General features: G+C 69.3%; 25 protein-coding genes and 1 pseudogene. 8 read left to right on the forward strand and 18 right to left on the reverse strand.

Going from position 1 to position 24,676, the window contains the following annotated elements; genetic code table 11:
* Positions 1 to 108: hypothetical protein (locus A9W96_RS33480; RefSeq protein ID WP_369830871.1), on the forward strand; the 108-nt coding region annotated here is incomplete at its 5' end.
* A gap of 21 nt (positions 109 to 129) precedes the next feature.
* On the opposite strand, the gene A9W96_RS25180 is transcribed toward A9W96_RS33480, so the two are convergent.
* The 9 genes and pseudogenes from A9W96_RS25180 to uvrC all read right to left on the reverse strand — a co-directional run bounded on the left by A9W96_RS25180 (position 130) and on the right by uvrC (position 11,525).
* Positions 130 to 1,530 (reverse strand): wax ester/triacylglycerol synthase family O-acyltransferase, encoded by a 1,401-nt coding sequence (locus tag A9W96_RS25180; protein ID WP_066865391.1) that lies wholly within the window; start codon positions 1,528 to 1,530, stop codon positions 130 to 132.
* A 164-nt stretch (positions 1,531 to 1,694) separates the two neighbouring features.
* A complete protein-coding gene (locus A9W96_RS25185; RefSeq protein ID WP_067143926.1) occupies positions 1,695 to 2,648 on the reverse strand; it encodes a PPE family protein in 954 nt (317 codons plus the stop codon).
* A 95-nt stretch (positions 2,649 to 2,743) separates the two neighbouring features.
* Positions 2,744 to 3,097 carry a DUF732 domain-containing protein gene (locus tag A9W96_RS25190; protein WP_067143928.1) on the reverse strand — a complete coding sequence of 118 codons (354 nt, stop codon included), beginning with the start codon at positions 3,095 to 3,097 and terminating at the stop codon, positions 2,744 to 2,746.
* A gap of 78 nt (positions 3,098 to 3,175) precedes the next feature.
* Positions 3,176 to 4,540, reverse strand: coding sequence for a PPE family protein (locus tag A9W96_RS25195; protein WP_067022584.1), 1,365 nt, complete (start codon positions 4,538 to 4,540; stop codon positions 3,176 to 3,178).
* 12 nt (positions 4,541 to 4,552) lie between these two features.
* Entirely contained in the window at positions 4,553 to 5,806 is a 1,254-nt protein-coding gene (locus tag A9W96_RS25200; RefSeq protein ID WP_066860196.1) for a PPE family protein, read from the reverse strand.
* Positions 5,807 to 6,643: 837 nt separating this feature from the next.
* Positions 6,644 to 7,621: a DNA-binding protein WhiA gene (gene whiA, locus A9W96_RS25205; RefSeq protein WP_040631623.1), complete on the reverse strand. Its 978-nt coding sequence runs from the start codon at positions 7,619 to 7,621 to the stop codon at positions 6,644 to 6,646.
* Positions 7,618 to 8,656, reverse strand: a pseudogene (gene yvcK, locus A9W96_RS25210) (uridine diphosphate-N-acetylglucosamine-binding protein YvcK). Before yvcK ends, whiA begins: the two are co-directional and overlap by 4 nt.
* Positions 8,653 to 9,573, reverse strand: coding sequence for an RNase adapter RapZ (rapZ, locus tag A9W96_RS25215; protein WP_066879909.1), 921 nt, complete (start codon positions 9,571 to 9,573; stop codon positions 8,653 to 8,655). The pseudogene yvcK and the gene rapZ overlap by 4 nt, the downstream one beginning before the upstream one ends.
* Positions 9,570 to 11,525 (reverse strand): excinuclease ABC subunit UvrC, encoded by a 1,956-nt coding sequence (gene uvrC, locus A9W96_RS25220; protein ID WP_066860186.1) that lies wholly within the window; start codon positions 11,523 to 11,525, stop codon positions 9,570 to 9,572. Before uvrC ends, rapZ begins: the two co-directional genes overlap by 4 nt.
* Before the next feature lie 117 nt (positions 11,526 to 11,642).
* Between uvrC and A9W96_RS32880 the strand changes: the two genes are divergently transcribed.
* Both A9W96_RS32880 and A9W96_RS25225 read left to right on the forward strand, forming a co-directional pair.
* Positions 11,643 to 11,876 (forward strand): hypothetical protein, encoded by a 234-nt coding sequence (locus A9W96_RS32880; protein ID WP_255362998.1) that lies wholly within the window; start codon positions 11,643 to 11,645, stop codon positions 11,874 to 11,876.
* A 104-nt stretch (positions 11,877 to 11,980) separates the two neighbouring features.
* Complete coding sequence (locus A9W96_RS25225; protein ID WP_065074765.1) at positions 11,981 to 12,319, forward strand: hemophore-related protein; 339 nt, start codon at positions 11,981 to 11,983, stop codon at positions 12,317 to 12,319.
* A 61-nt stretch (positions 12,320 to 12,380) separates the two neighbouring features.
* Here A9W96_RS25225 and A9W96_RS25230 read toward each other — a convergent pair whose 3' ends face one another.
* Genes A9W96_RS25230 through A9W96_RS25245 form a run of 4 tightly spaced genes read right to left on the reverse strand, consistent with a single transcriptional unit; the run spans position 12,381 to position 15,300 of the window.
* Positions 12,381 to 13,058, reverse strand: coding sequence for a hypothetical protein (locus A9W96_RS25230; RefSeq protein WP_067143932.1), 678 nt, complete (start codon positions 13,056 to 13,058; stop codon positions 12,381 to 12,383).
* An 18-nt stretch (positions 13,059 to 13,076) separates the two neighbouring features.
* Positions 13,077 to 13,547 (reverse strand): PH domain-containing protein, encoded by a 471-nt coding sequence (locus tag A9W96_RS25235; protein WP_067143934.1) that lies wholly within the window; start codon positions 13,545 to 13,547, stop codon positions 13,077 to 13,079.
* Positions 13,544 to 14,026 carry a 6,7-dimethyl-8-ribityllumazine synthase gene (gene ribH / locus A9W96_RS25240; RefSeq protein WP_066860177.1) on the reverse strand — a complete coding sequence of 161 codons (483 nt, stop codon included), beginning with the start codon at positions 14,024 to 14,026 and terminating at the stop codon, positions 13,544 to 13,546. Before ribH ends, A9W96_RS25235 begins: the two co-directional genes overlap by 4 nt.
* Positions 14,023 to 15,300: a bifunctional 3,4-dihydroxy-2-butanone-4-phosphate synthase/GTP cyclohydrolase II gene (locus tag A9W96_RS25245; RefSeq protein WP_066860202.1), complete on the reverse strand. Its 1,278-nt coding sequence runs from the start codon at positions 15,298 to 15,300 to the stop codon at positions 14,023 to 14,025. The genes ribH and A9W96_RS25245 overlap by 4 nt, the downstream gene beginning before the upstream one ends.
* Positions 15,301 to 15,864: 564 nt before the next feature.
* Between A9W96_RS25245 and A9W96_RS30835 the strand changes: the two genes are divergently transcribed.
* The gene (locus tag A9W96_RS30835; protein WP_082972599.1) at positions 15,865 to 16,233 is read left to right on the forward strand and encodes a hypothetical protein; all 369 of its coding nucleotides are present in this window, start codon (positions 15,865 to 15,867) and stop codon (positions 16,231 to 16,233) included.
* A 73-nt stretch (positions 16,234 to 16,306) separates the two neighbouring features.
* On the opposite strand, the gene A9W96_RS25250 is transcribed toward A9W96_RS30835, so the two are convergent.
* Entirely contained in the window at positions 16,307 to 16,789 is a 483-nt protein-coding gene (locus tag A9W96_RS25250; protein ID WP_066879892.1) for a MarR family winged helix-turn-helix transcriptional regulator, read from the reverse strand.
* Positions 16,790 to 16,887: 98 nt separating this feature from the next.
* On the opposite strand from A9W96_RS25250, the gene A9W96_RS25255 reads away from it, so the two are divergent.
* Together A9W96_RS25255 and A9W96_RS25260 are read left to right on the forward strand one after the other, a co-directional pair.
* The gene (locus A9W96_RS25255) at positions 16,888 to 17,511 is read left to right on the forward strand and encodes an NADPH-dependent F420 reductase (protein ID WP_067143936.1); all 624 of its coding nucleotides are present in this window, start codon (positions 16,888 to 16,890) and stop codon (positions 17,509 to 17,511) included.
* 42 nt (positions 17,512 to 17,553) lie between these two features.
* Entirely contained in the window at positions 17,554 to 18,504 is a 951-nt protein-coding gene (locus tag A9W96_RS25260) for a TIGR03619 family F420-dependent LLM class oxidoreductase (protein ID WP_231999863.1), read from the forward strand.
* Here the strand turns inward: A9W96_RS25260 and A9W96_RS25265 are convergent.
* Positions 18,467 to 19,066, reverse strand: coding sequence for a riboflavin synthase (locus A9W96_RS25265; protein WP_066860165.1), 600 nt, complete (start codon positions 19,064 to 19,066; stop codon positions 18,467 to 18,469). The two genes, A9W96_RS25260 and A9W96_RS25265, sit on opposite strands and share 38 nt — an antisense overlap.
* A gap of 118 nt (positions 19,067 to 19,184) precedes the next feature.
* Between A9W96_RS25265 and A9W96_RS25270 the strand changes: the two genes are divergently transcribed.
* Positions 19,185 to 19,892 (forward strand): LppX_LprAFG lipoprotein, encoded by a 708-nt coding sequence (locus tag A9W96_RS25270; RefSeq protein ID WP_067143938.1) that lies wholly within the window; start codon positions 19,185 to 19,187, stop codon positions 19,890 to 19,892.
* Positions 19,889 to 21,469: an MFS transporter gene (locus A9W96_RS25275; RefSeq protein ID WP_066860157.1), complete on the forward strand. Its 1,581-nt coding sequence runs from the start codon at positions 19,889 to 19,891 to the stop codon at positions 21,467 to 21,469. Before A9W96_RS25270 ends, A9W96_RS25275 begins: the two co-directional genes overlap by 4 nt.
* On the opposite strand, the gene ribD is transcribed toward A9W96_RS25275, so the two are convergent.
* From ribD to A9W96_RS25290, 3 genes are all read right to left on the reverse strand, one after another.
* Complete coding sequence (gene ribD, locus A9W96_RS25280; RefSeq protein WP_067143940.1) at positions 21,466 to 22,491, reverse strand: bifunctional diaminohydroxyphosphoribosylaminopyrimidine deaminase/5-amino-6-(5-phosphoribosylamino)uracil reductase RibD; 1,026 nt, start codon at positions 22,489 to 22,491, stop codon at positions 21,466 to 21,468. The genes A9W96_RS25275 and ribD overlap by 4 nt on opposite strands.
* Complete coding sequence (gene rpe, locus A9W96_RS25285) at positions 22,488 to 23,177, reverse strand: ribulose-phosphate 3-epimerase (protein WP_066860151.1); 690 nt, start codon at positions 23,175 to 23,177, stop codon at positions 22,488 to 22,490. Before rpe ends, ribD begins: the two co-directional genes overlap by 4 nt.
* A 108-nt stretch (positions 23,178 to 23,285) precedes the next feature.
* A partial coding sequence (locus A9W96_RS25290; RefSeq protein WP_231999878.1) for an RsmB/NOP family class I SAM-dependent RNA methyltransferase occupies positions 23,286 to 24,676 on the reverse strand: 1,391 nt, incomplete at its 5' end.

The following is a 24,676-nucleotide window of genomic DNA, read 5'->3' on the forward strand; positions in this document are numbered from 1 at the left end:
GACACCCAATGGAAACCACCCCCACACCTCGACACCGGCCAACCCCGCACCAACACCTTCCACCACCCCGAAAAACTCCTGCGCGACGAGGACGGCGACGGCCCGTAGTGGCCAGATCGTCAGTCAGGTCTAGTCGGAGTCATTCTCCCGCGCGGCGGCCTTCTCCAGGTCGGTCAACGCAGGCTCGATCCGATCGGCCATGTCGTCGATGTCGTTGGCCACCTCGGGCGTCGTCACGAAGCCGAAGTCCAGGTAGTCCTGGTAGGAGAAGCAGGTGATGTTGAGCGCGACGTCCATCACCGGCGGCCCCAGCGGCACCAGCGAATCCAGTTTGGCGCCAGCCATATACAACGGGAAGGGCGGTCCGGGGACGTTCGAGACAACCAGGTTTATGGGGGCCAGGTTTCGCGACAGCCCGCTGGCGGTGTAAGCCCGCGCGGCCAGCTGCAGCAGCCCGGGCGGCGTGGTCTCGGTCAGCCCCATGATCTGATGCGCCGACAGCGCCTTGGCCATCAGCTTGGCGTTCTGGGTGCTTTCGTGAATGGCCCGCAGCCGCTCGCCCGGGTCTTCGACATCGGTGGCCAGCGAGACGGTCATGGAACTGACCTTGTTGCCGACGTCGTCCTTGTCGTTGTCGGTGCGCGTCGAGACCGGGATCTGCGCGATGAGCGGCTTGGCGGGCAGCTCGCCGCGTTTCTGTAGATAGTCGCGGGCGGCGCCGGCCACCAGGGCCAGCACGACGTCGTTGAGCTTGACGCCGTAGGCGTCCTTGACGACTTTGGCGCGGGCAAGTTCAACGCGGCACCCGGTGATGCGCCGATGCGGCGAGACCGGCGCGTTGAAACGGGTTTTGGGCGCCTCGAAGTAGCGCGGCGGTCTGCTGCGCACACCCAGGGTGGCGATCTGCTGGCGCACGGTCTGCTCCATCAGCCGCGCGATGCGGAACGGCGTCTTGACGCCCACGTTGATCAGGGCGCCCACGGCGCGCCGCTCTAGTCCGGGCAGCTGGAATCCCACCAGCGATCCGACCGTTTCCTGTTGCGGCGCACGCGGTTCCGGCGTGGTGTCCAGCAGGATTTCACCCAGTCCGGCGCCCGAGACCCCGTCGACAATGGCGTGGTGCATCTTGGTCAGCGTGGCGATCCGGCCGCCCTCGACGCCCTCGATCACCCACATTTCCCACAGCGGCCGGGAGCGATCCAGCTTGTAGGACATCAGCCGCCCGACCAGCTCCTCGAGCTCGCGGCGACCGCCCGGCGCGGGAACCCCGATGCGGCGGACGTGGAAGTCGACGTCGAGCTCCTCGTCCTCGACGAACCACGGCCGGTCCAGTCCCAGCGGCGCGCCAGTGACCCGCCACCGCAACTGCGGGACCTCGGGCAGGCGCTCGATCAGTAATTGACGGAGACGTTGAAAGCTGTACTCGGAGCATTCCTTCGGGTCGCAGATCGCCAGCGCCCCCACGTGCATGTGCCAGCCCGCGGTTTCCGCTGACCAAAACGCCGCATCGACACTCGAAAGCCGTCTCATCACCTGACCGTAACCCCCCAACCGCCGTCGCCACCAGCAATGGCAAACAAACTACCCGCCGGCTCGGCGCAGGAAGCGTCCGCGTGGCTACCGGGTCGACGCGGCTACCCGCGGGCACCCGTCTGCGACAACATATTTGTCCGTCCGGGTGCCAGGCGGGTGGCTCACTGGCTTCGATCGACGGGAGTCGCGGGCGAACTGGGCGACGTCGGGCTCGGCATCGATCGGGTCCACGCCCGTGGGACCGACAAGATCCCGATCGCCGCGCCGCGCCCGACGCTCACCCTGGGCGCCGCGTGATTCGTGCCGCCCCCCGGCGAGCACATGACCGCGGCCCTGCACAGCGCGGCGGCCTTGTTGAGGGAACTCAGGTGTTTGAGCGCGAAGTCGACCGGTGCCGACAACGAGCTCAACTTGGACAGCGGCGCCGTCGCCGACAACAGGGACGTATCAAAGGTGGCCAGCGGCGAGGTGGACAGCGCGCCCAGCGCTTCGGAGATGGTTGAGATCACTTGTCGGCCAGTCGTTATGACCTCCGGTGCGACGGTCAGGGTCCAGTTGCGAGACGGCGGGGTGACCCTCACGGGCTCGCCGGGGTCGGCGGCGGGCGGCGGCGAATCGAACGGTGTCAGCTTCCAGACGCCGGCCGACGCGCGGGCGTAGGCATACATGGCCGCGGCATCCTGCGCCCACATCCGTTCGTAGTCGGCGTCGGCGTCGGCGACCGCCGGACTGAGCTGGCCCAGACAGTTCGCCGCGGCCAGCGAGATCCGCCGCAACCGGTTGGCGTCGATCGCATGGGGCGCCACCACCCCCGCAAGCGCCAAGCCGTAGGCGGCCGCGGCCGCGGTGGCCTGACTGGCCGTCTGCCGGGCCTGCGCGGCGGTGGCGTCGAGCCACGCCAGATAGGGTGCGACGGCTTGGGTGATCGGCGTAGTCGACGCGCTCTGCCGTTCCGGTTCCAGCTCGGCGATCACCGCCCGGTAGGTTAGCGCCATGTCAGCGAGTTGGGCGCCCAGCACACCCCAGGCCTTGGCGGCGTCCATCATTGATCCGGCGCCGGGGCCCGAATGTATCCGCCCCGAATTGCTTTCCGGCGGGAGGGCACCGAAATCCATCACTGGCCCCAGCTCAATGGCGGGCGAATGGTGCTGCAACATCAGGCTTTTCTCTTCGGGGGTGATGGATATGCGGCGGCAGTTGGTGTTGGCGGTCAGCCGCTGCCCTTACCGGCTTCGGCGGACTCGAGTTGACGTGGGCAGTACGACTTCGCCGATATCGTCGCGAACTGGGCGGCGCCGTTGGTGCTCAGCGCGGGGTTGTTGTCCCGCAGGTCGTTGAGGAGCTGAAGACCGGAGACGCCACGAGAGATCAATCCGCACACCGCTTTTCCGGCGGCAACGGCTTGGTCCGGATTCGCAAAACTGATCCCCACCTTGTGGAGATCGGCGATGAAGACCTCGTTGTTCTCGTCGGCGGCCGCCTCGTCCTCTCCCGGGACGGCGTGTGCGGGTACCGCGGTGACGATGCCCAGCGATACACCGAGAAGCGCTAGCAGCAGTTTCATGCATCCTCCTTCGAGGCCCTATGGCGGTTTCCCGGTTGATCCGGTCCACTGAGACGAAATCCGTTGCACCGCAAGGCGCTACCCCAGTTTCGATTCGGGGGATCCGACCGCGACTTCCTCTCCGTCGGTCACGTGCACGGCGTGCACGCCCGGCGTTGTCCTGAGCTTGGCGACCAGGTCGTCGAGGCCGGCCTCGTCGACGTTCCAGTGCTGCACCTGGTCGGGCATCTCCTGCAGTTGGGCGATGATGCGGTCGAGCTTGACCGGTCCCTGCCGGCGCTCGCCGGTGATCGCGCGGGCCTGGATGCCCGTGGTGCTGACGACACGCGATGCCGGGCTGCCCAGCGCGCCGCCCGCCAGACTGCCCAGGGTCGCCTCGTTCACCAGGCCCGACAAATCCGTCGCCGCGGCCGCGGCCAGGCTGGTGCCCGGTAGCGCGGTGGAGGCCAGCCTGATCGCCGGGGCGGCCGTCGCCCAGCTAGCCGGCACCGACAGCTTGCCCACTGTTGGCGCGTTACCCAGCACCGCCGATACGGGCTTTGCCGCGATGCCGGCGGCGATGTGGCCGGGCGACGCCAGCCCGGCGCCCAGCGACGATTTGGCCATCGCGGCGCTCCACGGCGCATAGATGAAGAAGTTCTTCCACTGCGAGACACCAAGGCTGATGGTGGCATTGACGACGTTGGTCCACGTCGCCTGAGTGCCGATCTGCGAAATGCTCGAATACAGCGTCTCCCAGAACGGTGCTATCTCCGTGCTCCCCGTGGCGCCCCCGATCAAGTTCTGCCAGAACTGGGTGTATTGACCGGTGAGCGAGGTGATGTAGGCCTCGATCTCCTTCAACCAGGACGACAGCGACGTCGACTCCGCCGCGGCCGCGGCGGCCGCCTGGGTCGCCGGTCCGGCGTCGTTGGTGGTGGCCGGCGCCTGCTCGAACGGCGTCAGCTCACCGGCCGATTCCGACGCGGCGGCATAACTGAACATGGCGGCGACATCTTGGGCCCACATCTGGCCGTACTCGTCCTCGGTCGCCGCGATCGCCGCATCGTTCTGCCCCAAGATGTTGGTCTGCAACAGTGTGGCGAGCAGGCTGCGGTTCGCCGCCACAGCCGCCGGCGGCACCGTGGCCGCCAATGCCGCCTCGTAGGCGGCGGCCGCGGCCCGGGCCTGAGCGGCAGTCTGCTCGGCCAGGCCTGCCGTGGTCGATATCCACGCCACGTAGGGCGCCGCCGCGGCGGCCATGGACTCCGACGATGAGCCCTGCCACGATTCGCCGACCAGTTCCGAGATCACCGATGCGTAGGAAGCCGCGGTGCCGTGCAATTCGGCGGCCAGCCCGTCCCATGCCGCCGCGGCGGCCAGCAGCGGCCCGGCGCCCGGGCCGACATAGATCTGGGTGGAGATGACCTCCGGTGGCAGCGTTGCGAAATCGCTGAAAACCATTGCCGCACCTTCCTATTTCGCGTTCGGCGGAATCACAATGACGGTGGACGTGGTCGCGATGTCGTCGACCGCCACGGCACCGGGCACGCGAACGGTTGACCCGGCGACGGCGCGGGTCGCGGTCCCGCCGACGGCGCGTCCGGCCAGGCTCGACAGGGCAGTCGGGCCGAACATGCCCTGTTGACCGTTGACGGCCATCGCGGGGGCGGCGTCCAGGATGGTCTCCGGCAGCTCGGCGGCCACCGTCCGGACCGCCGGGACCGCCGAGGCCCAGTTCGCCGGCACCGACAACGATCCGACCAAGCCGGCGCGGCCCGCGGACGCCGAAACCGTGCCCGCACTCGACAGCGCGGTCGAACCCGTCAGGAGATCGCTGCGCAGCAGCGGCGCCAAGACTCCGCTGAGCGCTTTGGGGTGCAAGAGGGGTCCGATTCCTTGGATGCCCGTCCCGACGCTCGGGATGCTGAGGGCGATCTGGTACCAGTTCTTCGCCAGGTTCGCCACGCCGAGCGGCGTGTACGGCCCGGAGATGGTGCCCATGACGCTGTTGAAGGTCTTCAGAATCCCGGTGATGTCCGTCAGGCTCAGCGGGAGTTGAGCCGCCGCCGTTACCGCGGTCGCGTTCACCTGCGCCGCGACCGGAGCCTGCGAAACCGCTTCGGACAGTGCCGATTCCACGCCGGAGGCGGTCGACGACTGCAGCGCGGAGGTGACCGCGGCCGACTGGTCGGCCTCCGCGTTGGCGTCGGCGGTCGTCGGTGGCGCGCCGAACGGGCTGAGCCGGGTCGCGACCGCCGACGCGCCGGCATAGGCGTACATCGCGGCGGCGTCCTGGGCCCACATCTCGGCGTACTGGGCCTCCGTGGCCGCGATCGCCGGAGTGTTCTGGCCCAGCACGTTGGTCGCGATCAACGACGCCAACAATGCCCGGTTGGCCACGATCACCGGCGGCGGGACCGTGGCCGCGAAGACGGCCTCATAAGCCGCCGCTGCCGCCGTGGCTTGGGCGGCGGTCTGCTCGGCCTGCACCGCGGTGCCGTCGAGCCACGCGATGAAGGGTGCCGCCGCGCCGGCCATCGCCGTCGACGAAGGCCCGTGCCAGGAGGTGCGCAGCTCCGCGATTGCCGAACCGTACGACGCTGCGGCCGAATGCAATTCGGCTGCCAACCCGTTCCAGGCCGCCGCGGCTGCCAGTAACGGCGCCGACCCCGGCCCTGAGTAGATCCTGCCGGAGTTGATCTCCGGCGGTAACGACCCGAAATCCATGCATTCCTCCGCCTCCGGCCGTGTCGCCACCGCCGGCCCAGTCCGTACCGCCGCCAGCACATCGGCTATGAGTTTGCTGAGCGGCGGGCATGTCGTCTTGTAGACGAGACACTAGCCAGGGGTTACGAAATCGCCCTTCGCCAAGATCGGCCGGGCTCGCCGGTGCCGCCGCGCGGGGCTGCGAGCGCCGGGAGTCGGCGGTTCGGCAAGCACGCCGCCGATAAACCCCTCTACCTCGTGCAAATCCGGCAAGGCGAGCCGGTGAATAGATGGTGAAAAGCGGAAAGGGGTGTTCCCCGGGCGGCTATTGGTGAATAAAAATCTCGGTATCACAAATTGCGTTGGCCGCAGGATTCCTTAGCCACAGGGACTGCGCGGCGCGCCGCCGCGCAGTCCCTCAGCACGAGGCCGCAAGCACGGAGTCACTGAGAAATAGGTGGTGAAGCACATATTCGGGGCGGTGCGGCCGATACGCCCGGAACTCATAGCGCCTTCAAAGAAATTATGCGGTCTCTATGAATTTGCTACGCATGAGCAGCGCGATCAATCAGCGCTTGACCGGACCTAACCGTTATTTCGGTCCCGGAATTCGTCCAGAAGAACGCTATCGAAAGTGCCGGCTCATATCCAACTTATACAAATCATACAATTCATAGAACTCGCCCCGGCACGGGGCGGGCGGTGACTCACGGTGGCGTGTCCGCAGCGCAGGCCCATCGTCACTGCTGACCGATCCGACATTGCGGGCCCAGGTACCGCGACGGCTCCGCGCCGCGCCCGCGACTTTGCCAGGGCGGGTCGCGCTACGACGCGCTTTCGGTGTGCATCGGCACCGGCCTAAGCGTCCTCGAGGAGATCCGGCGTCACCGCCGACTCGGTGTCGGGAATGCCCTCGACCTTCGCCTTGCGGTCGGCCATCGACAGCAGCCGCCGAATTCGGCCCGCCACAGCGTCTTTCGTCATGGGCGGGTCGGCGAGCCGGCCCAGCTCCTCCAGCGATGCCTGCCGGTGCTCGACGCGCAGCTTGCCGGCCGAGGCCAGATGGTCGGGGACGGTGTCGCCCAAGATTTCCAGCGCCCGCTCCACCCGGGCCGCGGCCGCCACCGCCGCCCGCGCCGACCGGCGCAGGTTGGCGTCGTCGAAGTTGGCGAGCCGGTTGGCCGTGGCCCGGACCTCGCGCCGCATCCGGCGCTCCTCCCACACCAGCCGGGTGTCCTGGGCGCCCATCCGGGTCAGCAACGCGCCGATCGCCTCGCCGTCGCGCACCACCACCCGGTCGGCGCCGCGCACCTCGCGGGCCTTCGCGCTGACACCGAGCCGTCGCGCGGCACCCACCAACGCCAGCGCGGCTTCCGGACCGGGGCAACTGACTTCCAGGGCCGAGGACCGCCCCGGCTCGGTCAGCGAACCGTGCGCCAGGAACGCCCCGCGCCAGGCGGCTTCCGCGTCGCCGACGCTGCCACCCACCACCTGGGCCGGCAGCCCGCGCACCGGGCGGCCGCGATTGTCGAGCAGACCGGTCTGGCGGGCCAGCGCCTCGCCGTCATTGGCGACCCGCAACACGTACCGGGTGCTCTTGCGAATTCCACTGGCGGACAACACATGCACGACGGCGTTGTATCCGTAGAGTTCGAAAATGTCCTTGCGCAAGCGCCGCGCGACGTTGCCCAGGTCCACCTCGGCTTCGACGACGACGCGGCCGCCGACGATATGCAGTCCACCGGCGAACCGCAGCAGGGACGTGACCTCCGCGCGGCGGGCGCTGACCGATTTCACAATGAGGCGGCTCAGTTCGTCCTTGACTTCGGTCGTCATCGCCACGCGTCGTCACCCCTCACTTGCACCGTCGACCCGAATATCCGCGGTGGCCGTGACCGAAGACGCTCCCGGAGCCTTGTGGGCCGCCCGGACCCCGTCCAGGGCCGCCGCGAGCTTGCCTGGATCATGTAAAGGTGTACCAGGTCTGGCCACATCGGCGAAGTGGACCTCGGCCGAAAGCAGTGTGGCGGTGCGGCGCAATTGCTCGCGCTCCCGCTCGCTGGGCACCCGTTCGGCGTCGATGATGATGTCGTGCACGGTGAATCCCGGTGCATGCTGGGCCAGCACGTGCAGGTGACGCTCGACGGAGAACCCGGCCGTCTCCCCCGGTTCGGCCACCAGATTGAGCACCAGGGCGCGCCGCGCGGTGGTCGCCCGCAGCGCCGCCGCCAGTCCGGGCACCAGCACGTGCGGGATCACGCTGGTGAACCACGACCCCGGGCCCAGCACAACCAGATCGGCGGCCATGATCGCATCGACGGCCTGCCGCGTCGCCGGCGGGTTGTCCGGCAACAGCCGCACGCGGCGCACCTTGCCCGGCGTGGTCGCGATCGCCACCTGACCGCGGATCAGCCGGAACATCCGCGGGTCGCTTTCCAGCCCGGAGACGTCGGCCTCGATCTGCAGCGCGATCGGGCACATCGGCAGCACCCTGCCCTTGACGCCGAGGATGCGCCCCAGCTCGTCGAGGGCGGCCACCGGGTCGGCCAGCACCTCGGACAGCCCGGCCAGCATCAGGTTGCCGATCGGATGCCCGGCCAGCGCCCCGCTGCCCCCGAACCGGTGCTGCAGGATGGTCGCCCACAGTCGCCCGTGCGGGCTGTCAGATGCCAAGGCCGCCAACGCCATTCGCAAATCACCCGGCGGCACCACGTCCAGTTCGCTGCGCAGCCGCCCGGAAGAACCACCATCATCGGCGACGGTCACCACCGCGGTCACGTAGGGCGTGAGCCGGCGGGCCGCCGACAGCGTCGCGTACAGGCCGTGTCCACCGCCCATCGCGACGATGCCCCGGTTCGTCGGCTCGGTCATTCGCGGCCCAGATCCCGATGCAGCACCCGCACCGACAGTTGGGCTTCGCCCTTCTGGGCCTTGAGCAACTGCACCAGCGCCTCGGCGATCGCGACGCTGCGATGCTTGCCGCCGGTGCAGCCGATCGCGACCGTCATATAGCGCTTGCCCTCCCGGCGGTAGCCGTCGACGACCAGAGATAGCAATCGATGGTAGGCGTCGAGGAACTCGGCCGCGCCCGGCTGGCTCAATACGTAATCGCGCACCGCGGGGTCCTGCCCGGTGCGGGGCCGCAATTCGTCGACCCAGTGCGGGTTCGGCAGGAACCGGACGTCCATGACCATGTCGGCGTCCATCGGCAGGCCGTATTTGAAGCCGAACGATTCGACCGTGACGCTGGTGGTGGCGCTGGCGGCGCCGCCGAACGCCCGCTCGATGGTCTCGCGCAAGCCGCGCACCGACAGCGTCGAGGTGTCGATGATCAAGTCGGCGGTGGCGCGAACCGAGGCCAGCATGCGGCGCTCGGCGGCGATGCCCTCGGCCAGGGTCTGATCACCCTGCAGCGGATGGCTGCGGCGATTCTGCTCGTAGCGGCGCACCAGCATGTCGTCCGATGCTTCCATGAACACCACGCGTGGGGCGATGTTTCGGGTGGCCAGCTCAGTGCGCACCGAGTCCAGGTCGCCGGTGAAGCCGCGCGACCGCACGTCCATCACCACCGCCAGCTGGGTGATCCGCGAGCCGGCCGCCAGACCGAAATCGACCATCCGGGTGATCAGTTGCGGGGGCAGGTTGTCGGCCACATACCAGCCGAGGTCCTCGAGCACCTTGGCCGCGGTACCCCGCCCGGCCCCGGATAACCCGGTCACCAGCACGACGTCGATACCGGCCGGGGCGTCCACCGAGGGGCCGCCCGCGAACTCGCCCGGGCCCGTCATTGGGCCGCCCTGGACTCATCGGGGGACTGCTGGGGCCGCAGCGCCTCCAGGACGGCGGTGGCGGTCGCCACACCGATGCCGGGAACGGCGGTGATCTGGTCGACGGTGGCCTCCTTGAGGCGGGCTATCGATCCGAAATGGCTTACCAACGCCTTTCGGCGATGTTCTCCCAATCCTGGCACCGAATCCAGCACCGATGCCGTCATTCGTTTGGATCGCTTGCTGCGATGGTAGGCGATCGCGAACCGGTGCGCCTCGTCACGGACGCGTTGCAGCAGATACAGCCCCTCGCTGTTGCGCGGCATGATGACCGGGTCGGGCTCCGAGGGCACCCACACCTCTTCCAGCCGCTTGGCCAGGCCGATCACCGCGACGTCGGTGATGCCGAGTTCCTCGAGCACCGCGCTGGCCGCGTTGACCTGCGGGGCACCGCCGTCGACGACGTACAGATTCGGGGGGTAGGCGAAACGGCGCGACTTTCCTTCCGCGGAAAGCATATTCGGATCGTTCTGCTCGCTCAGGTGACGGGCGAAGCGACGCCGGGTCACCTCGGCGATGGAGGCGACGTCGTCGGAGCGGCCCTGCCCGGCGGCTTCCCGGATCCCGAAGTGCCGGTAGTCCGATTTGCGCGGCAGACCGTCCTCGAACACCACCAGCGAGCCCACCACGTCGGTGCCCTGGACGTGGCTGATGTCCACACATTCGATGCGCAGCGGCGCCTCGGACAAGCCGAGGGCCTCCTGGATGTTCTGCAGCGCAGCGGATCTGGCGTTGAAGTCGCCGGCGCGCCGCAGCTTGTGTTGCTGCAGCGCCTCTTTCGCGTTGCGCTGCACGGTTTCGGCCAGCGCGCGTTTGTCGCCGCGCTGCGGCACCCGCAGCACCACCCGGGATCCGCGCAGGCCGGACAGCCAACTGGTCAGCTCGTCGGTGTTGGACGGCAGGCAGGGCACCAGCACCTCCCGCGGCACCGGGTTCACGGATTCGTCTGCGGCGCCGCCCAATTCGGCCTGCTCGCCGTAGAACTGGGTCAGGAACTGCTCGACCAGCTGTTCCTCGCCGGAATCGCCGGGGTCGGCAGACTTTTCGACGATCCAGCCGCGCTGGCCGCGAACCCGGCCGCCGCGGACGTGGAACACCTGCACCGCGGCCTCCAGCTCGTCGTCGGCGAACGCCACCACGTCGGCGTCGGTGCCGTCGCCGAGGACCACGGCCTGCTTTTCCATCGCCCGCTTCACCGCGCCCAGGTCGTCACGCAGCCGCGCGGCCCGCTCGAAATCGAGCCGCTCGGCCGCGGCGTTCATCTGCTGTTCCAGCTCCCGGGCGAACCGGTCGGTCTTGCCGGACAGGAAGTCGCAGAAGTCGTCCACGATCTGGCGGTGCTGCTCCGCACTGACCCTGCCGATGCACGGCGCCGAGCACTTGTCGATGTAGCCGAGCAGGCAAGGACGATCGATCTGCTTGTGCCGCTTGAACACTCCCGCCGAGCAGGTGCGGGCCGGAAACACCCGGGTGAGCAGGTCCAGCGTCTCCCGGATGGCCCACGCGTGCGAGTACGGCCCGAAGTAGCGCACCCCCTTGCGGCGGGGGCCGCGGTAGACCATCAGCCGGGGGAACTCCTCGTTGAGGGTGACCGCCAGCACCGGATAGGTTTTGTCGTCGCGATAGCGGACGTTGAACCGCGGGTCGAACTCCTTGATCCAGTTGTATTCGAGTTGCAGCGCCTCGACTTCGGTGTTGACCACCGTCCACTCGACCTTGGCCGCGGTGGTCACCATCTGCCGGGTGCGTGGATGCAGGCTGGCGATGTCGGCGAAGTATGACGTCAGCCGGCTGCGCAGGCTCTTGGCCTTGCCGACGTAGATGACTCGCCCGTAGGTATCCCGGAATCGGTAGACGCCGGGCTCGACCGGGATGGACCCGGGCGCGGGGCGGTAGGTGGCGGGATCGGGCACAGATCCAGGCTAGTAGCCGGCCGCGCGGCGCCGGCCGCCTCCGCCCGGCGGGAGCAGGCCCGGCTCCGCAGGCGTCCCCGGCCGGGTCTGATCGACCCCGGATACCGCTGCGAGTACCTGGACCCCGGTTCGGTCGCGGACGATCCCGGCGTCGCCGCGACGACGGCCTCGGCGCGGGGCGCGGGGCCCATCGGGTTCGCCGGCACCGCCCGGCACGCCGACGCCGCCCCCGCCGGCCTGACCACGCTCGGCGGCGCGGCGCCGGACGCCGACCCGGGCCTGCCGCTGTTGCCGAGCAGCTGGAGCCACCCGACCGAAGAAGGATCAACCGCGCAGGTAGACGACCCGTGACGGGCCCCGCGGGCGGTCGCGGCGGTTTGGACGGCTTCCGTTCTGGCTACCAAGCTTCTAGCTCAACGTTAGAGTGGGGGCAGAGCAATGGAGGGAGTCCGTAAATGATGAAGCGCTCGTTGGCCAAACTGGCCGTCACGGTGGGCGGTCTGGCATTGGCGTCGACCGCTGGTGCCGGGGTCGCATCGGCCGATCCCGATTACGGTCCGATGATCCACACCACCTGTAGCTACGACCAGGCGATGCGGGCCGTGCATGCGGAGAACCCGATGGCCGCCCAGTACCTCGACCAGTCGCCGCCCAACCAGCAGTTCTTGCAGCAGTACCTGGCGTCGTCGCCGGATCAACGGGTGAACCTGCTGCACGCGATCGAGCACAACCAGGGGGCCCAGCAGGCCCTGCCCATTTTCCAGCAAATGATGACGGACTGCACTCGGTACTGAGTGCCTCCGGCTCGGGCTTCCCGACCACAGCGCTAAATCACCAGGCGGCGGGCCGCCGCGGCTAAGCGGTGCGCCCGTCGACCTGTGCCCGGCGTTTCGCCGCCCAATCCGCCATGGGGAATCCAGGGGCGTTGTTGCAGGCCGACAGCAGCAGGGCCACGTGCGGCAGCACGGCCAACCCGTAATCGCAGGTCCAGGCCGGCTGGTTCATCGTCCACACCAGGACGCCTTCGGATGGGGTGGCGAACCCGCTCAGCCGCATCGGCGTCGCCTGGCCGTACGGCGAGATGCCCACGGCGTCGTGCCGGCACTGGGCGACGGAGACGAAATCACTCACCACCTCGTGGTGGGGGTCGAGCGCGTTGTCGTAGATGTCGACCGACTCGGCGTACGTCGCCTGATCGCTGAACTGGTACGCCGATTCGGCGTGGTCCGAGGCGCCGGCGGGTCGCAGCGGCGAGCCCTCGAACAGCAGCGCGGCCGAGCAGTCCGGTGGCCGGGCGCTGGTGAAGTAGTTGTCGCCCACCGGGATCGCGCTGGCCGCGCCGAGCGGCGTGTCATCGCCACTGTGCAGCAGCAGGTCTTGGGCATGCGCCGGCGGGCGTTGGACCGTCGTGGTCGGCGTTGCCGCGGGCTGGCCGGACGCCCGGACGGCCCGTCCCCCCACCACCACGCTGCATCCGCTGAGCGTCAGCAGGGCAACTGCGAGGACCGCGGCCACCCGTGCCTGGAGTGCCATCGGCTGATGGTACAGCGCTCAGTGTGTCTGCAGGTCCGGTCGATAGCGTGCCAGCAGCGAGCGCACGGTGTCCATGGCGGCCACCGCCCGGCCCTTGTCGACGGCCTGGATGGCCATCACCGGGATGTACTCGTCGTCGGGCAGGTCGACGCGCGCCCAACGGTGACCCACCGGAAACGACACCCCGGCAACGTCCGGCCATTCGATCAGCTTGTCGCCCAAAAGGTTTCGAACCGAGACGCCGGCCGGCCCGATACGCAGCCGTGGGCGGGCGAACAACAACACAATGCCGGCGATGACCAGACCGAGCACCGCGATCGCCACCTGGTCCGAGGTCTGAAAGACCACCCCGGTGGACCCCACCTTGAGCAGCACGCCCACCGCGATGTGCGCCGCGGCGATCACGAACGCCGCCCCGTAGGCGAATAACGGTGTGCGGCGGGGACGCAGCACCGCATCCCAGGTCTCGCGGTCCGAAGGCGACGTCACGACCGAGAGCGCAACTCACGCAGGGTCAGCGCGGTGGTCAGGGCCGCCAGCGTGGCTTGGGCCCCTTTGTCCTCGGCCGACTCCGGAAGGCCGGCCCGGTCCAGGGCCTGCTGCTCGGTGTCGGTGGTGAGCACACCGTTGGCCACCGGCGTGGAAGTGTCCAACGACACCCGGGTCAGCCCCTGGGTCACCGCATCGCAGACGTACTCGAAATGCGGTGTCTGCCCGCGGATCACGACGCCCAGTGCGACGACGGCATCGTGATTGCGGGCGAGTTCCTGTGCGACCACCGGGATCTCGATCGCGCCGATCACCCGGACCACCGTCGGGTCGTCGATACCCGATTCGGAGGCCACCTTGCGGGCACCCGCAAGCAGCGCGTCGCAGATCTCGCTGTGCCAGGTGCTCGCAACCAGGGCCAGGCGCAGGCCGGACGCATCGAGCGGCGCAACCTCCGGCACACCCTCGGCAGGACTCACAAAGCACCGCCGAATTCGCCTGGCAGATGGACGGATTCATGAAAGTCATCCAGTCCGGCCAGGTCATGGCCCATCTTGTCCCGTTTGGTCATCAGGTAACGGATGTTCTCCGCGTTGGCGCGCACCGGCAGCGGCACCCGCTCGATGATGTGCAGGCCGTACCCGTCCAGCCCGACCCGCTTGGCCGGGTTGTTCGTCAGCAGCCGCATCGAGCGCACCCCGAGGTCCACCAGGATCTGCGCGCCGATCCCGTAATCCCTTGCGTCGGCGGGCAATCCGAGCTTGAGGTTGGCGTCGACGGTGTCTTCACCGGCGTCTTGCAGCTGATAGGCCTGCAGCTTGTGCATCAGCCCGATGCCGCGCCCCTCGTGGCCGCGCATGTACAACACGATGCCGCGTCCCTCGCGGGCGACCATGGCCATCGCGGCGTCCAACTGCGGCCCGCAATCGCAGCGGCGCGAACCGAACACGTCACCGGTCAGGCATTCGGAGTGCACCCGCACCAGCACGTCGTCACCGTCGGAGTTCGGGCCCGAGATATCCCCGCGCACCAGCGCGACGTGTTCGACCTCTTCGTAGATGCTGGCGTAACCGATGGCACGAAACTCGCCGTGCCGGGTCGGTATCCGGGCCTCGGCGATCCGGGCGATGTGCTTCTCGTGTTTGCGTCGCCACTCGATCAGGTCGGCGATGGTGATCATGGCGAGGTCGTGTTCGTCGGCGAAGACCCGCAGTTCGTCGGTCTGCGCCATCGAGCCTTCGTCCTTCTGGCTGACGATCTCGCAGATGGCGCCGGCGGGCTGGAGCCCGGCCAGCCGGGCCAGGTCGACGGCGGCCTCGGTGTGACCCGGGCGGCGCAATACGCCACCGTCCTTGGCGCGCAACGGAACAACGTGACCGGGCCGGGTGAAATCGTCGGCGACGCTGGTGGGATCGGCGAGCAGCCGCATCGTGGTGGCCCGGTCCGAGGCCGAAATCCCGGTGCCCACACCCCGTCTGGCGTCGACCGTGACGGTGTAGGCGGTGCCGTGCTTGTCCTGGTTCACCGCGTACATCGGCAGCAACCCCAGCCTGTCGCAGATCTCGCCGTCCAGCGGCACACAGAGGTATCCGGAGGTGTAGCGCACCATGAAGGCCACCATCTCCGGCGTCGCCTTCTCGGCGGCGAAGATCAGATCGCCCTCGTTCTCCCGGTCCTCGTCGTCGATGACGATGACGGCCTTGCCGGCCGCAATGTCGGCAACCGCCCTTTCGACGGAGTCCAACCTCGTCATCTTTGCTACCTCGCCGTCCCCGCTGCCCGGCGGGAACACTGTCGAAACGGCTCACACGAGAAGCCCACGTGTTGCATTCAGTATGAACCACGGCGACCGCGCGGTTATTGCCGCGGTTTGATCAGCGGGACGGCCTCGGATCGCGCCGCACCGCCGGGCGCGCCGGCGGCACGACCGCCTGACCACTTGCGATGAGCGCGCACGTATCTCGGCGCCACGGATCCCCGCGGCCTCTCGGGGCCAGAGCGGGCCTCGGCACCCTGGTAATCGTTGCCGGGATCACAGTTTTCGCCGCCCTTGGCCGTCGGTGCCGCCGCGATATTCGTCGCCGGAATAATAACTGCGTGATGCGAAGGAGAGGGCCCTTCCGCAAACAGGGAAGCGGCCGGCAAAATGGTGTGCCCGACCCGCGATATCGTCACCTGGTGCCAAAAATAACCCGATGAAAAGCTCCTATACACCGAAACCCTTTGCGCCAGATATGCGTTGGCTGTGCTCAAAATTTGACATGAGCAAACGACAAAGCCGGGTTTCGCCCGCATTATCGCGGGTAAATACTGCCCCATGAATACCAACACACAAACACGACCGTGGGCCCGGCTGTGCACCGGCGCGCTCGCTGCCGGCGGCTTGGCTATGTCCGCACTCGGACTGGCCACGGGCACCGCCGCGGCGGCGCCTCCTCCGCCGCCCATGGATCACCACCACTGGTGCCCGGGCGAGCAGTGGGACCCGGGCTGGGGCCCTTACCAGAACTGGAACAACTGCCGTGACTGGGACGACAACTATGGCGGCCCGGCCGGCTACGGGGCTCCGCCGTGGGCGGGACCGCCGCCCCCGCCGCCACCGTGGGCGCCGTGGGCCCAGATCGTCTGGGATCCCGGCATGAACCATTGGGGTTACTGGGAAGGCCCCATCTGGCGTCCGGTGTAATCAGCCGAGCAACCAGCTGATCCAAAGGCAGGCCGCTGCCGCGGCGCGTGACGCCGCGACTAGCGGCCTGTCGTCATGACGGCGCGGCTTCGGCCGAGGGGTCGCCGTCTTCGGCCAGGTGGCGTAAGACCCGTTCGTTGAGGGCGGCGAGCATGTCGAGCTCGGCTGGGCTGAGTAGGTCGATGAAGTTCCGGCGGACATCCGCCACGTGCTTGGGCGCCGCCTTCTCGATGGCGGCGCGGCCGGCCGGCAGCAGGCAGACCATGGTGCTGCGGGCGTCGTCCGGGTTGGGCTCCCGGCTGATCAGCCCGTCCTGCTCCATGCGGCGCACCTGATGGGAGACACGGCTCTTTTCCCAGCCCAGCGTGTTGCATAGCTCGTGGGCGGGGAGGCGGTCCCCGTCGTGCTCGGAGAGCACCGCCAAGATCTGGTAGTCGGCGCCGGACAAGCCCGATTCCTGCAGGCCCCGGTTCAGGTGCACGCTGAGCTGATGATTCGCGTGCTGGAAGGCCCGCCAGGCGCGGTCTTCGCGGGGATTCAGCCAGTTCGGTTCCATCGGTTCCCATGTTATCGGAGATTAGTTGACGCGTCATCCAAATCTCCATAAGGTGGACTCGTCAACCTTTTCTCTAGGAAGTCAGGACGGGACACCTCATGAGCAGCATCAGCATCATCGGCACCGGGAACATGGCCCGCGCCATCGGCGCGCTGGCGGTAGCGGGCGGCAATAGCGTCGAGATCATCGGCCGCGACGGGTCCAAGGCGGCCGACCTGGCCAAGGCCCTCGGGGGCGGCGCCACGACCGGAGAGTTCGGCGCCGTTCCGGCCGGCGACATCGTCATCGTTTCGGTGTTGTACGCCGACGTCGTTCCGGTCGTCGAGCAGTACGGAGACGCCCTCGTGGGCAAGGTCATCGTCGACATCAGCAATCCCTTCAACCCCGCGGCCGACGGACTGGCCATTCCCGATGGCACCTCGGTCGCACAGCAAGTCGCCAAGGCGGCCCCGGCCGGCGCCGGCGTGGTGAAGGCGTTCAACACCGTCTTCGGCGTTGTCCTGGCCCAGGGTCGGCCGCTCGACGTGTTCATCGCCGGCGACGACGCGCCCGCCAAGGCGCGGGTGGCGGAGTTCATCGAGAGCCTCGGGCTGCGCCCGCTCGACGTCGGCGGCCTGAACATGGCGCACTGGCTGGAAGGAACGGGCCTGGTCGTGATGGGCCTGGCCCGCCACGGGGTCGGAAATTTCAACTTCGCCCTCGGCGCCACGGTTCCCGGCTGAGCGCCCCGGTAATGGTTGATACATCATCGAAAGGATGATCCGATGAAGCTAGGTTTCGCACTCCCCATCGTCGGGCCCGCCGTCAGCGGCGCCGCTGGCCTGAGCGCGTTCTGCCGCGGACTCGAGGACCTGGGCTACGACACGCTGTGGGTCGGCGATCGACTGGTCACGCCGGTCGACATGCACAGCACCTATCCGGGCAAAGAGCAGCCCTACCCGCCGCAGATGACCCGGTACCTCGATCCGGTGCTGCTCTGGACGGTCGCCGCGACCGCAACCAGCCGGGTGCGGCTGAACGCCAGCACGCTCAGCACCTTCTACTACGAGCCGGTGCACCTGGCCCGCCTGCTGACCACGCTCGACGTGCTCAGCGACGGCCGCCTCGACGTCGGCGTGGGACTCGGGTGGATGAAAGACGAACACGACATCGCCCGCGGCGCGGACTGGCACCGGCGCGGGCGGATGCTCGACGACCTGCTGGCGTTCCTGCGCGAGTGGTGGACGACCACCCCGGTGTCCTGGGACAGCGAGTTCTTCACGCTGCCGCCGGTCCACGCCGACCTGCGCCCGGTCCAGGCCGGCGGCCCGCCGATCTGGATCGGCGGTGCCAGCGAGGCCGCCATGCGCCGGGTCGGCCGCAGCGGCACGGGCTGGCTCGGGGTCGAGGGGCTGCAGGACGAGGTCACCGATCACCTGTGGTCGATCGCGCGCCGTGCGGCCCGGGACGCCGGCCGCGATCCGGACGCGCTGAAGACGGCCATGCGGATCAACCTCGAACCGGGCACGTCCGTTGCCGCTGTGGTCGACAAGCTCGAGCGCCTCGCCGCCTCCGGAGCCGACGAGGCGATCGTGGATGCCTTCGCGATGTTCCCCAGCCTTGACCGGATGCTCGACTTCGCCGGTCAGGTGATCACCCGGTGGTCGGCCGGAGAGGGTGCCGGCGGGACAACTCCGGTCAGCGGGTCATCAACCGCTCGACGTATTTGGCGATGACGTCGACTTCCAGGTTCACCGGCGTCCCGACCGGGGCGCTGCCCAACGTGGTCAACTCGCGGGTGGTGGGTATCAGCGAGACCTCAAACCAGTCCCCCGGCTCGCTGCCCAGCCCGGACACCGTCAGCGAAATCCCGTCGACGGTGATCGAGCCCTTCTCCACGACGTAGCGGGCCACCTCGGCGGGCATCTCGATCCGCACCACTTCCCAGTGCTCGGACGGGGTCCGCGCCACGATCCGCCCGGTCCCGTCGACGTGGCCCTGCACGATGTGCCCGCCCAGCCGGCTGTTGACGGCCGCGGCGCGCTCCAGGTTCACCCGGCTGCCGACCTGCAATTCGCCCAGGTTGGACCGGTTGAGCGATTCGGCCATCACGTCGGCGGTGAACTGACCGCCGGGCAACAGCTCGGCGACGGTCAGGCAGACGCCGTTGACGGCGATCGAGTCGCCGTGGCCCGCGTCGGCGGTCACGACCGCGCCGCGGATGGTCAGCCGCGCCGCGTCGGAAAGGACGTCGCGAGCCGTCACCTCGCCGAGTTCCTCGACAATCCCGGTAAACATCCCCCTAGGCTAATTGGCCCACTCCCAGGCGGATGAGCAGGGCAAACACCGGCGCCCGCGCGACACCGGGACCCCGCGTTCGTCAGGGCAGTCACCGGCACCCTCTACGATGCAGAGTATGCAGACCCGCCGCCGTCTATCGGCCGTCATCGCATCCCTGACCCTCGCCACCGCCTTGATCGCCGGCTGCTCGTCGGGCTCAAAGCAGAGCGGCGCACCGCTTCCCGACGCCACGACCCTGGTCAAGCAGTCGGCCGACGCCACCAAGAACGTGAAGAGCGCGCACATCGCGCTCAGCGTCCAGGGCAAGATCCAGGGGTTGCCCATCAAGACGCTGACCGGTGACCTCACCACGGCACCGGCCACCGCCGCACAGGGAAACGCCACCATCACCCTGGGCGGGTCCGACATCGACGCCAACTTCGTGGTGCTCGACGGGACCCTGTACGCCACCCTGACCCCGAACAAGTGGAGCGACTTCGGCAAGGCCGCCGACGTCTATGACGTCTCGGTGCTGCTCAACCCCGACAGTGGGCTGGGCAACTCGCTGGCCAACTTCACCAACGCCAAGGCCGAGGGCCGCGACAACATCAACGGGCAGAACACCATTCGCATCAGCGGAAACGTCTCGGCGGACGCGGTGAACAAGATCGTTCCGCAGTTCAACGCGACGCAACCGGTGCCGAGCACGGTCTGGATCCAGGAGTCCGGTGACCACCAGCTGGTCCAGGCCAACCTGCAGAAGAGCTCGGGCAACTCCGCCCAGATCACCCTGTCCAACTGGGGCGAGCAGGTTCAGGTCACCAAGCCCCCGGTGAGCTCGTGACCGCTGAGACCGAGGCCCCGGCCGGGCGCCACACCGGGCGCCGCGTAGCGATCAGCGCGGGCAGCCTGGCGGTCCTGCTGGGCGCCCTGGACGCCTACGTCGTCGTGACGATCATGCGCGACATCATGACCGACGTTCACATCCCGATTAACCAGCTGCAGCGCATCACCTGGATCATCACGATGTACCTGCTGGGCTACATCGCCGCCATGCCGCTGCTGGGCCGGGCCTCCGACCGGTTCGGGCGCAAGCTGGTGCTGCAGGTCAGCCTGGCGCTGTTCATCGTCGGCTCGGTGGTCACCGCGCTGGCCGGTCACTGGGGCGACTTCCACCTCCTGGTGGGCGGCCGCACCATCCAGGGCGTGGCCAGCGGCGCGCTGCTGCCGGTCACCCTCGCCCTGGGCGCCGACCTGTGGGCGCAGCGCAATCGCGCCGGCGTGCTGGGCGGCATCGGGGCCGCGCAGGAGCTCGGCAGCGTGCTGGGCCCGCTGTACGGGATCTTCATCGTCTTCCTGTTCCACGACTGGCGCTACGTGTTCTGGATCAACGTCCCGCTGACGCTGATCGCCATGGTGATGATCCAGTTCAGCCTCCCGTCGCACGAGCGGGTGGAGGAGCCCGAAAAGGTCGACCTGGTCGGCGGTGTGCTGCTGGCGGTCGCCCTGGGCCTCGCCGTGATCGGCCTGTACAACCCGCAACCCGACGGCAAGCAGATCCTGCCCAGCTACGGACTGCCGCTGGTCATCGGCGCGGTCGTGGTCGCCGTGCTGTTCCTGATCTGGGAGCGGTTCGCGCGCACCCGGCTGATCGAGCCGGCGGGCGTGCACTTCCGCCCGTTCCTGGCCGCGCTGGGCGCCTCGCTGTTCGCCGGTGCCGCGCTGATGGTGACGCTGGTCGACGTCGAGCTGTTCGGCCAGGGGGTGCTGGGGCAATCCCAGACGCAGGCCGCCGGCTTGCTGCTGTGGTTCCTGATCGCGCTGCCGATCGGCGCGGTGCTGGGTGGGTGGATCGCCACCCGGGTCGGCGACCGGATCATGACCTTCGTCGGGCTGCTCATCGCGGCCTACGGCTACTGGCTGATCCACTTCTGGCGCCAGGACGTCATGAGCCAGAAGCACAACATCTTCGGGGTGTTCAGCGTGCCCGCGCTGCACGCCGACCTGCTGGTCGCCGGGGTGGGCCTCGGCCTGGTGATCGGGCCGCTGACCTCCGCCGCGCTCCGCGTGGTCCCGTCCGCCCAACACGGCATCGCCTCGGCGGCCGTGGTGGTGGCCCGGATGACCGGCATGCTGATCGGCGTAGCCGCGCTCAGCGCGTGGGGCCTGTACCGGTTCAACCAGATCGTGGCGGGCCTGACGGCCGCGATCCCGCCCAACGCCACGTTGCTGGAGCGCATCGCCGCCCAGGGCACCATGTACCTCAAGGCCTTCGCCCAGATGTACGGCGACATCTTCTCGGCCACCGTCGTGATCTGCATCGCCGGAGCGCTGCTGGGCCTGCTGATCGGTGGCCGCAAGGAGCACGCCGAGGAGCCGGAAATCGCTGAGCCGCAAGCCGTCTCGCTGGGAGAGCGCTAGCCCCTGCGCGGCACCAGGCTGAGCACCACGTCGGGCCCCACCCGGTCGATGGCGTCGAAATGCCAGCGCAGCGCCCGCGCGATCGTGGTCACCCCCACGTCGTCGACCGCAGTGACGGGACCGCCCAGCAGGGTCGGTGCGACGTAGGCCAGGATCCGGTTCACCACCCCGGCCCGCAGGAAGGCACCCGCGAGGGTCGGGCCGCCTTCCAGTAGGACGTCGGTGCGGTCCGCGACGGCCTTGAGCACCTCCATGGGGTCGTGCGTGCGGATCAGCATGGTCCGCGAATCGTCGTTGAGAACCTTTGCCTCCGAAGGTATTTCACGCATCCCGACGACCACCCGCAGCGGTTGCCGGCCGGCCAGTGAGCCGTCGGGCAGCCGGGCGGTCAACGCCGGGTCGTCGGCCAGCACGGTGCCGGTGCCCACCACGATCGCGTCGGCCGCCGCGCGGCGCCGATGCAGGTCCAGCCGCGAGGCTTCGCTGGAGATCCATTGGCTGGAGCCGTCCGCGGCCGCGCTGCGGCCGTCGACGCTGGCGGCGTATTTCCAGGTCAGGTGCGGCAGCCCGGTGCGTTGCTTGTGCAGCCACTCGCGCAGCGGGCCGCCGGTCACCTCGTCGGCCAGCACGCCGGAACGCACCGTCACGCCCGCCTGCTCGAGCCGCGCGGCCCCGCCGGCGGCCTCCGGGTTAGGGTCGGCGACGGCGTACACCACGGTGCCCACCTTCGCGTCCAGTAGGGCGTTCACGCAGGGCGGGGTTTTGCCGTAGTGGTTGCACGGCTCGAGGGTGACGACGACGGTGCCGCCGGCGGCCAGTTCGCCGGCCCGACGCAGCGCCAGGATCTCGGCGTGATCGCCGCCGGCGGGTTCGGTGGCCCCGACGCCGACGACCTCGCCGCCGGCGTCCAGGATGACCGCCCCCACGGGCGGGTTCGGATACGTGGTCCCCTTGACGTGGTTGGACTGGTCGATCGCCAAACGCATTGCGGCGTCAAGGCCCTCGCCCGCCGGCGCCGTCATCGACGCAGGTGCGGGGAGGCGCCGGCCGCCTGGCGCCGCAAGGCCGCTATCGCGGCCTCCGGATCCTCGGCGCCGTACACGGCAGACCCGGCGACGAAGCAATCGACGCCGGCTTCGGCGGCCTGCTCGATGGTGTCGGCGTTGATGCCGCCGTCGATCTCGACGAGGATCGTCAACTCCCCCGCCTCGATGAGCTTGCGCGCGGTGCGCACCTTGCTCAGCACCTCGGGGATGAAGCTCTGGCCGCCGAAACCGGGCTCCACCGACATGATGAGCAGGGTGTCGAACTGCGGCAGGATCTCCAGGTAGGGCTCCAGCGGGGTCCCCGGCTTCACGCTGATGCCCGCCTTGGCGCCGGCGGCGCGGATGTCGCGGGCCACGCCGACCGGATTCTGGGTGGCCTCGGCGTGGAAGGTGACGTTGTAGGCCCCCGCCTCGGCGTAGGGAGGCGCCCAGCGGTCCGGGTCCTCGATCATCAGATGGCAGTCCATCGGGATGGTGGTGGCGGCCAGCAGGCTCTCGACCACCGGCAGCCCGAGGGTCAGGTTCGGCACGAAGTGGTTGTCCATCACGTCGACGTGCAGCCAGTCGGCGCCGGTCACGGCGGCGGCTTCGTCGGCGAGCCGGGAGAAGTCAGCGGAAAGGATCGACGGCGCGATCAAAGGTCCCGCGATGTTGCGAGGCATGAGCGCCAGACTACTGAGCCGCGCGGCCCGCTTCACATCCGGCGCGTGCCGCTCCCCCGCCTCGCGGCGCAACGCGGCCGCGACAGTGTCCATCGTGTGGCGTCCCCGCTACCCCGCTTCGCGGCGCAGCGCGGCCGCGAACATCGCATCCGTGCCGTGCCGGTGCGGCCAGAGCTGGACGTGCGGCCCGTCGCCCAGGTCGGCTCCCTTGTCCATGGGCTCGAACAACGGCCGGGTGTCCAGCGCGCTCACCGGGTGGCGGCGCAGCGCGTCGGCGACCACGCCGACGGTTTCGGCCAGGTGTGGCGAGCAGGTGGCGTAGAGCACCACGCCGCCCGGGCGGGTCAGCGCGATCGCCGCCCCCAGCAGCTCGCGCTGCAGCTTGGTGAGCGTCGGCACGTCGGCGGGCTGACGCCGCCACCGGGCCTCCGGGCGGCGGCGCAGCGCTCCCAGGCCGGTGCAGGGGGCGTCGACGAGCACGCGATCGAAGGTCGGCTCGAGATCGGTATGCCGACCGTCGACCCGTAGCACGTCGACCGGCAGGCCGCGGGTGTTCGCCACCACCAGATCGGCGCGCCGCGGCACCGGCTCCACCGCGGTGACGCGGGCGCCCGAGGCCGCGCCGAGCCCGGCCAGCAGGGCCGTCTTGCCGCCCGGGCCGGCGCACAGGTCCAGCCACCGGCCGCCGTCCCCGTCGACCGGGGCCAGCGTCAGCGCCCGGGCCACCAGCTGGCTGCCCTCGTCCTGGACCAGCGCGGCGCCGTCGCGCACCGGCGTCAGCCGCCCGGGATCGCCACCGGCCAAGTACACCGCGTAGGGCGAATAGCGGCCCACCGTGCCGCCGACCGCCTCGGCCAGCTCGGTGGCGGTCAGCGCGCCGGGGCGGGCGGCCAGATGCACCTGGGGCCGTTCGTCGTCGCTGGCCAGCACCGCGTCGAGTTCGGTCGCGGCGGCGCCCAGGGCATCGGCGAACGCCTGGGCGATCCACCGGGGGTGCGCATGCACGAACGCGGCATGCCCGATCGGATCCTGCACCGGGTCGGGCGCCAGCTCCGCAACCCAGGACCGCTCGTCGCGCCCTGAGATGGTGCGCAGCACCCCGTTGACGAAACCCGCTCGCGCCGAGTCGAATTCGATTCCCGCCTGCTCGACGGTGGTGGACACCGCGGCGTGCGCGTCGACCCGGGTGCGCAGCAGTTGATACGCGCCGAGGCGCAGCAGGTCGAGCAGCACCGGGTCGATGGCTTGCGGCGAGCGTCCCGCCGCGGCGCCGATGACGGCGTCGAGCAGGCCCCGGCTGCGGCAGGTGCCGTAGGTCAGCTCGGTGGCGAAAGCCGCGTCCCGGCCGGTGATTCCGCGTTCGCGCAGCAGTGCGGGCAGGGCCAGGTTGGCGTACGCGTCGCGCTCGCTGACCGCCCGGAGCACGTCGAACGCGGCGGCGCGGGCCGGGTCCAGCGGCCGGCGCGGCGGCCGGCGGTCGCGCTGCTGGGGCCGGCGGT

The sequence above is a fragment of the Mycobacterium sp. 1245852.3 genome (assembly GCF_001669335.1).
GTDB classification, from domain to species: Bacteria; Actinomycetota; Actinomycetes; order Mycobacteriales; family Mycobacteriaceae; genus Mycobacterium; species Mycobacterium europaeum_A.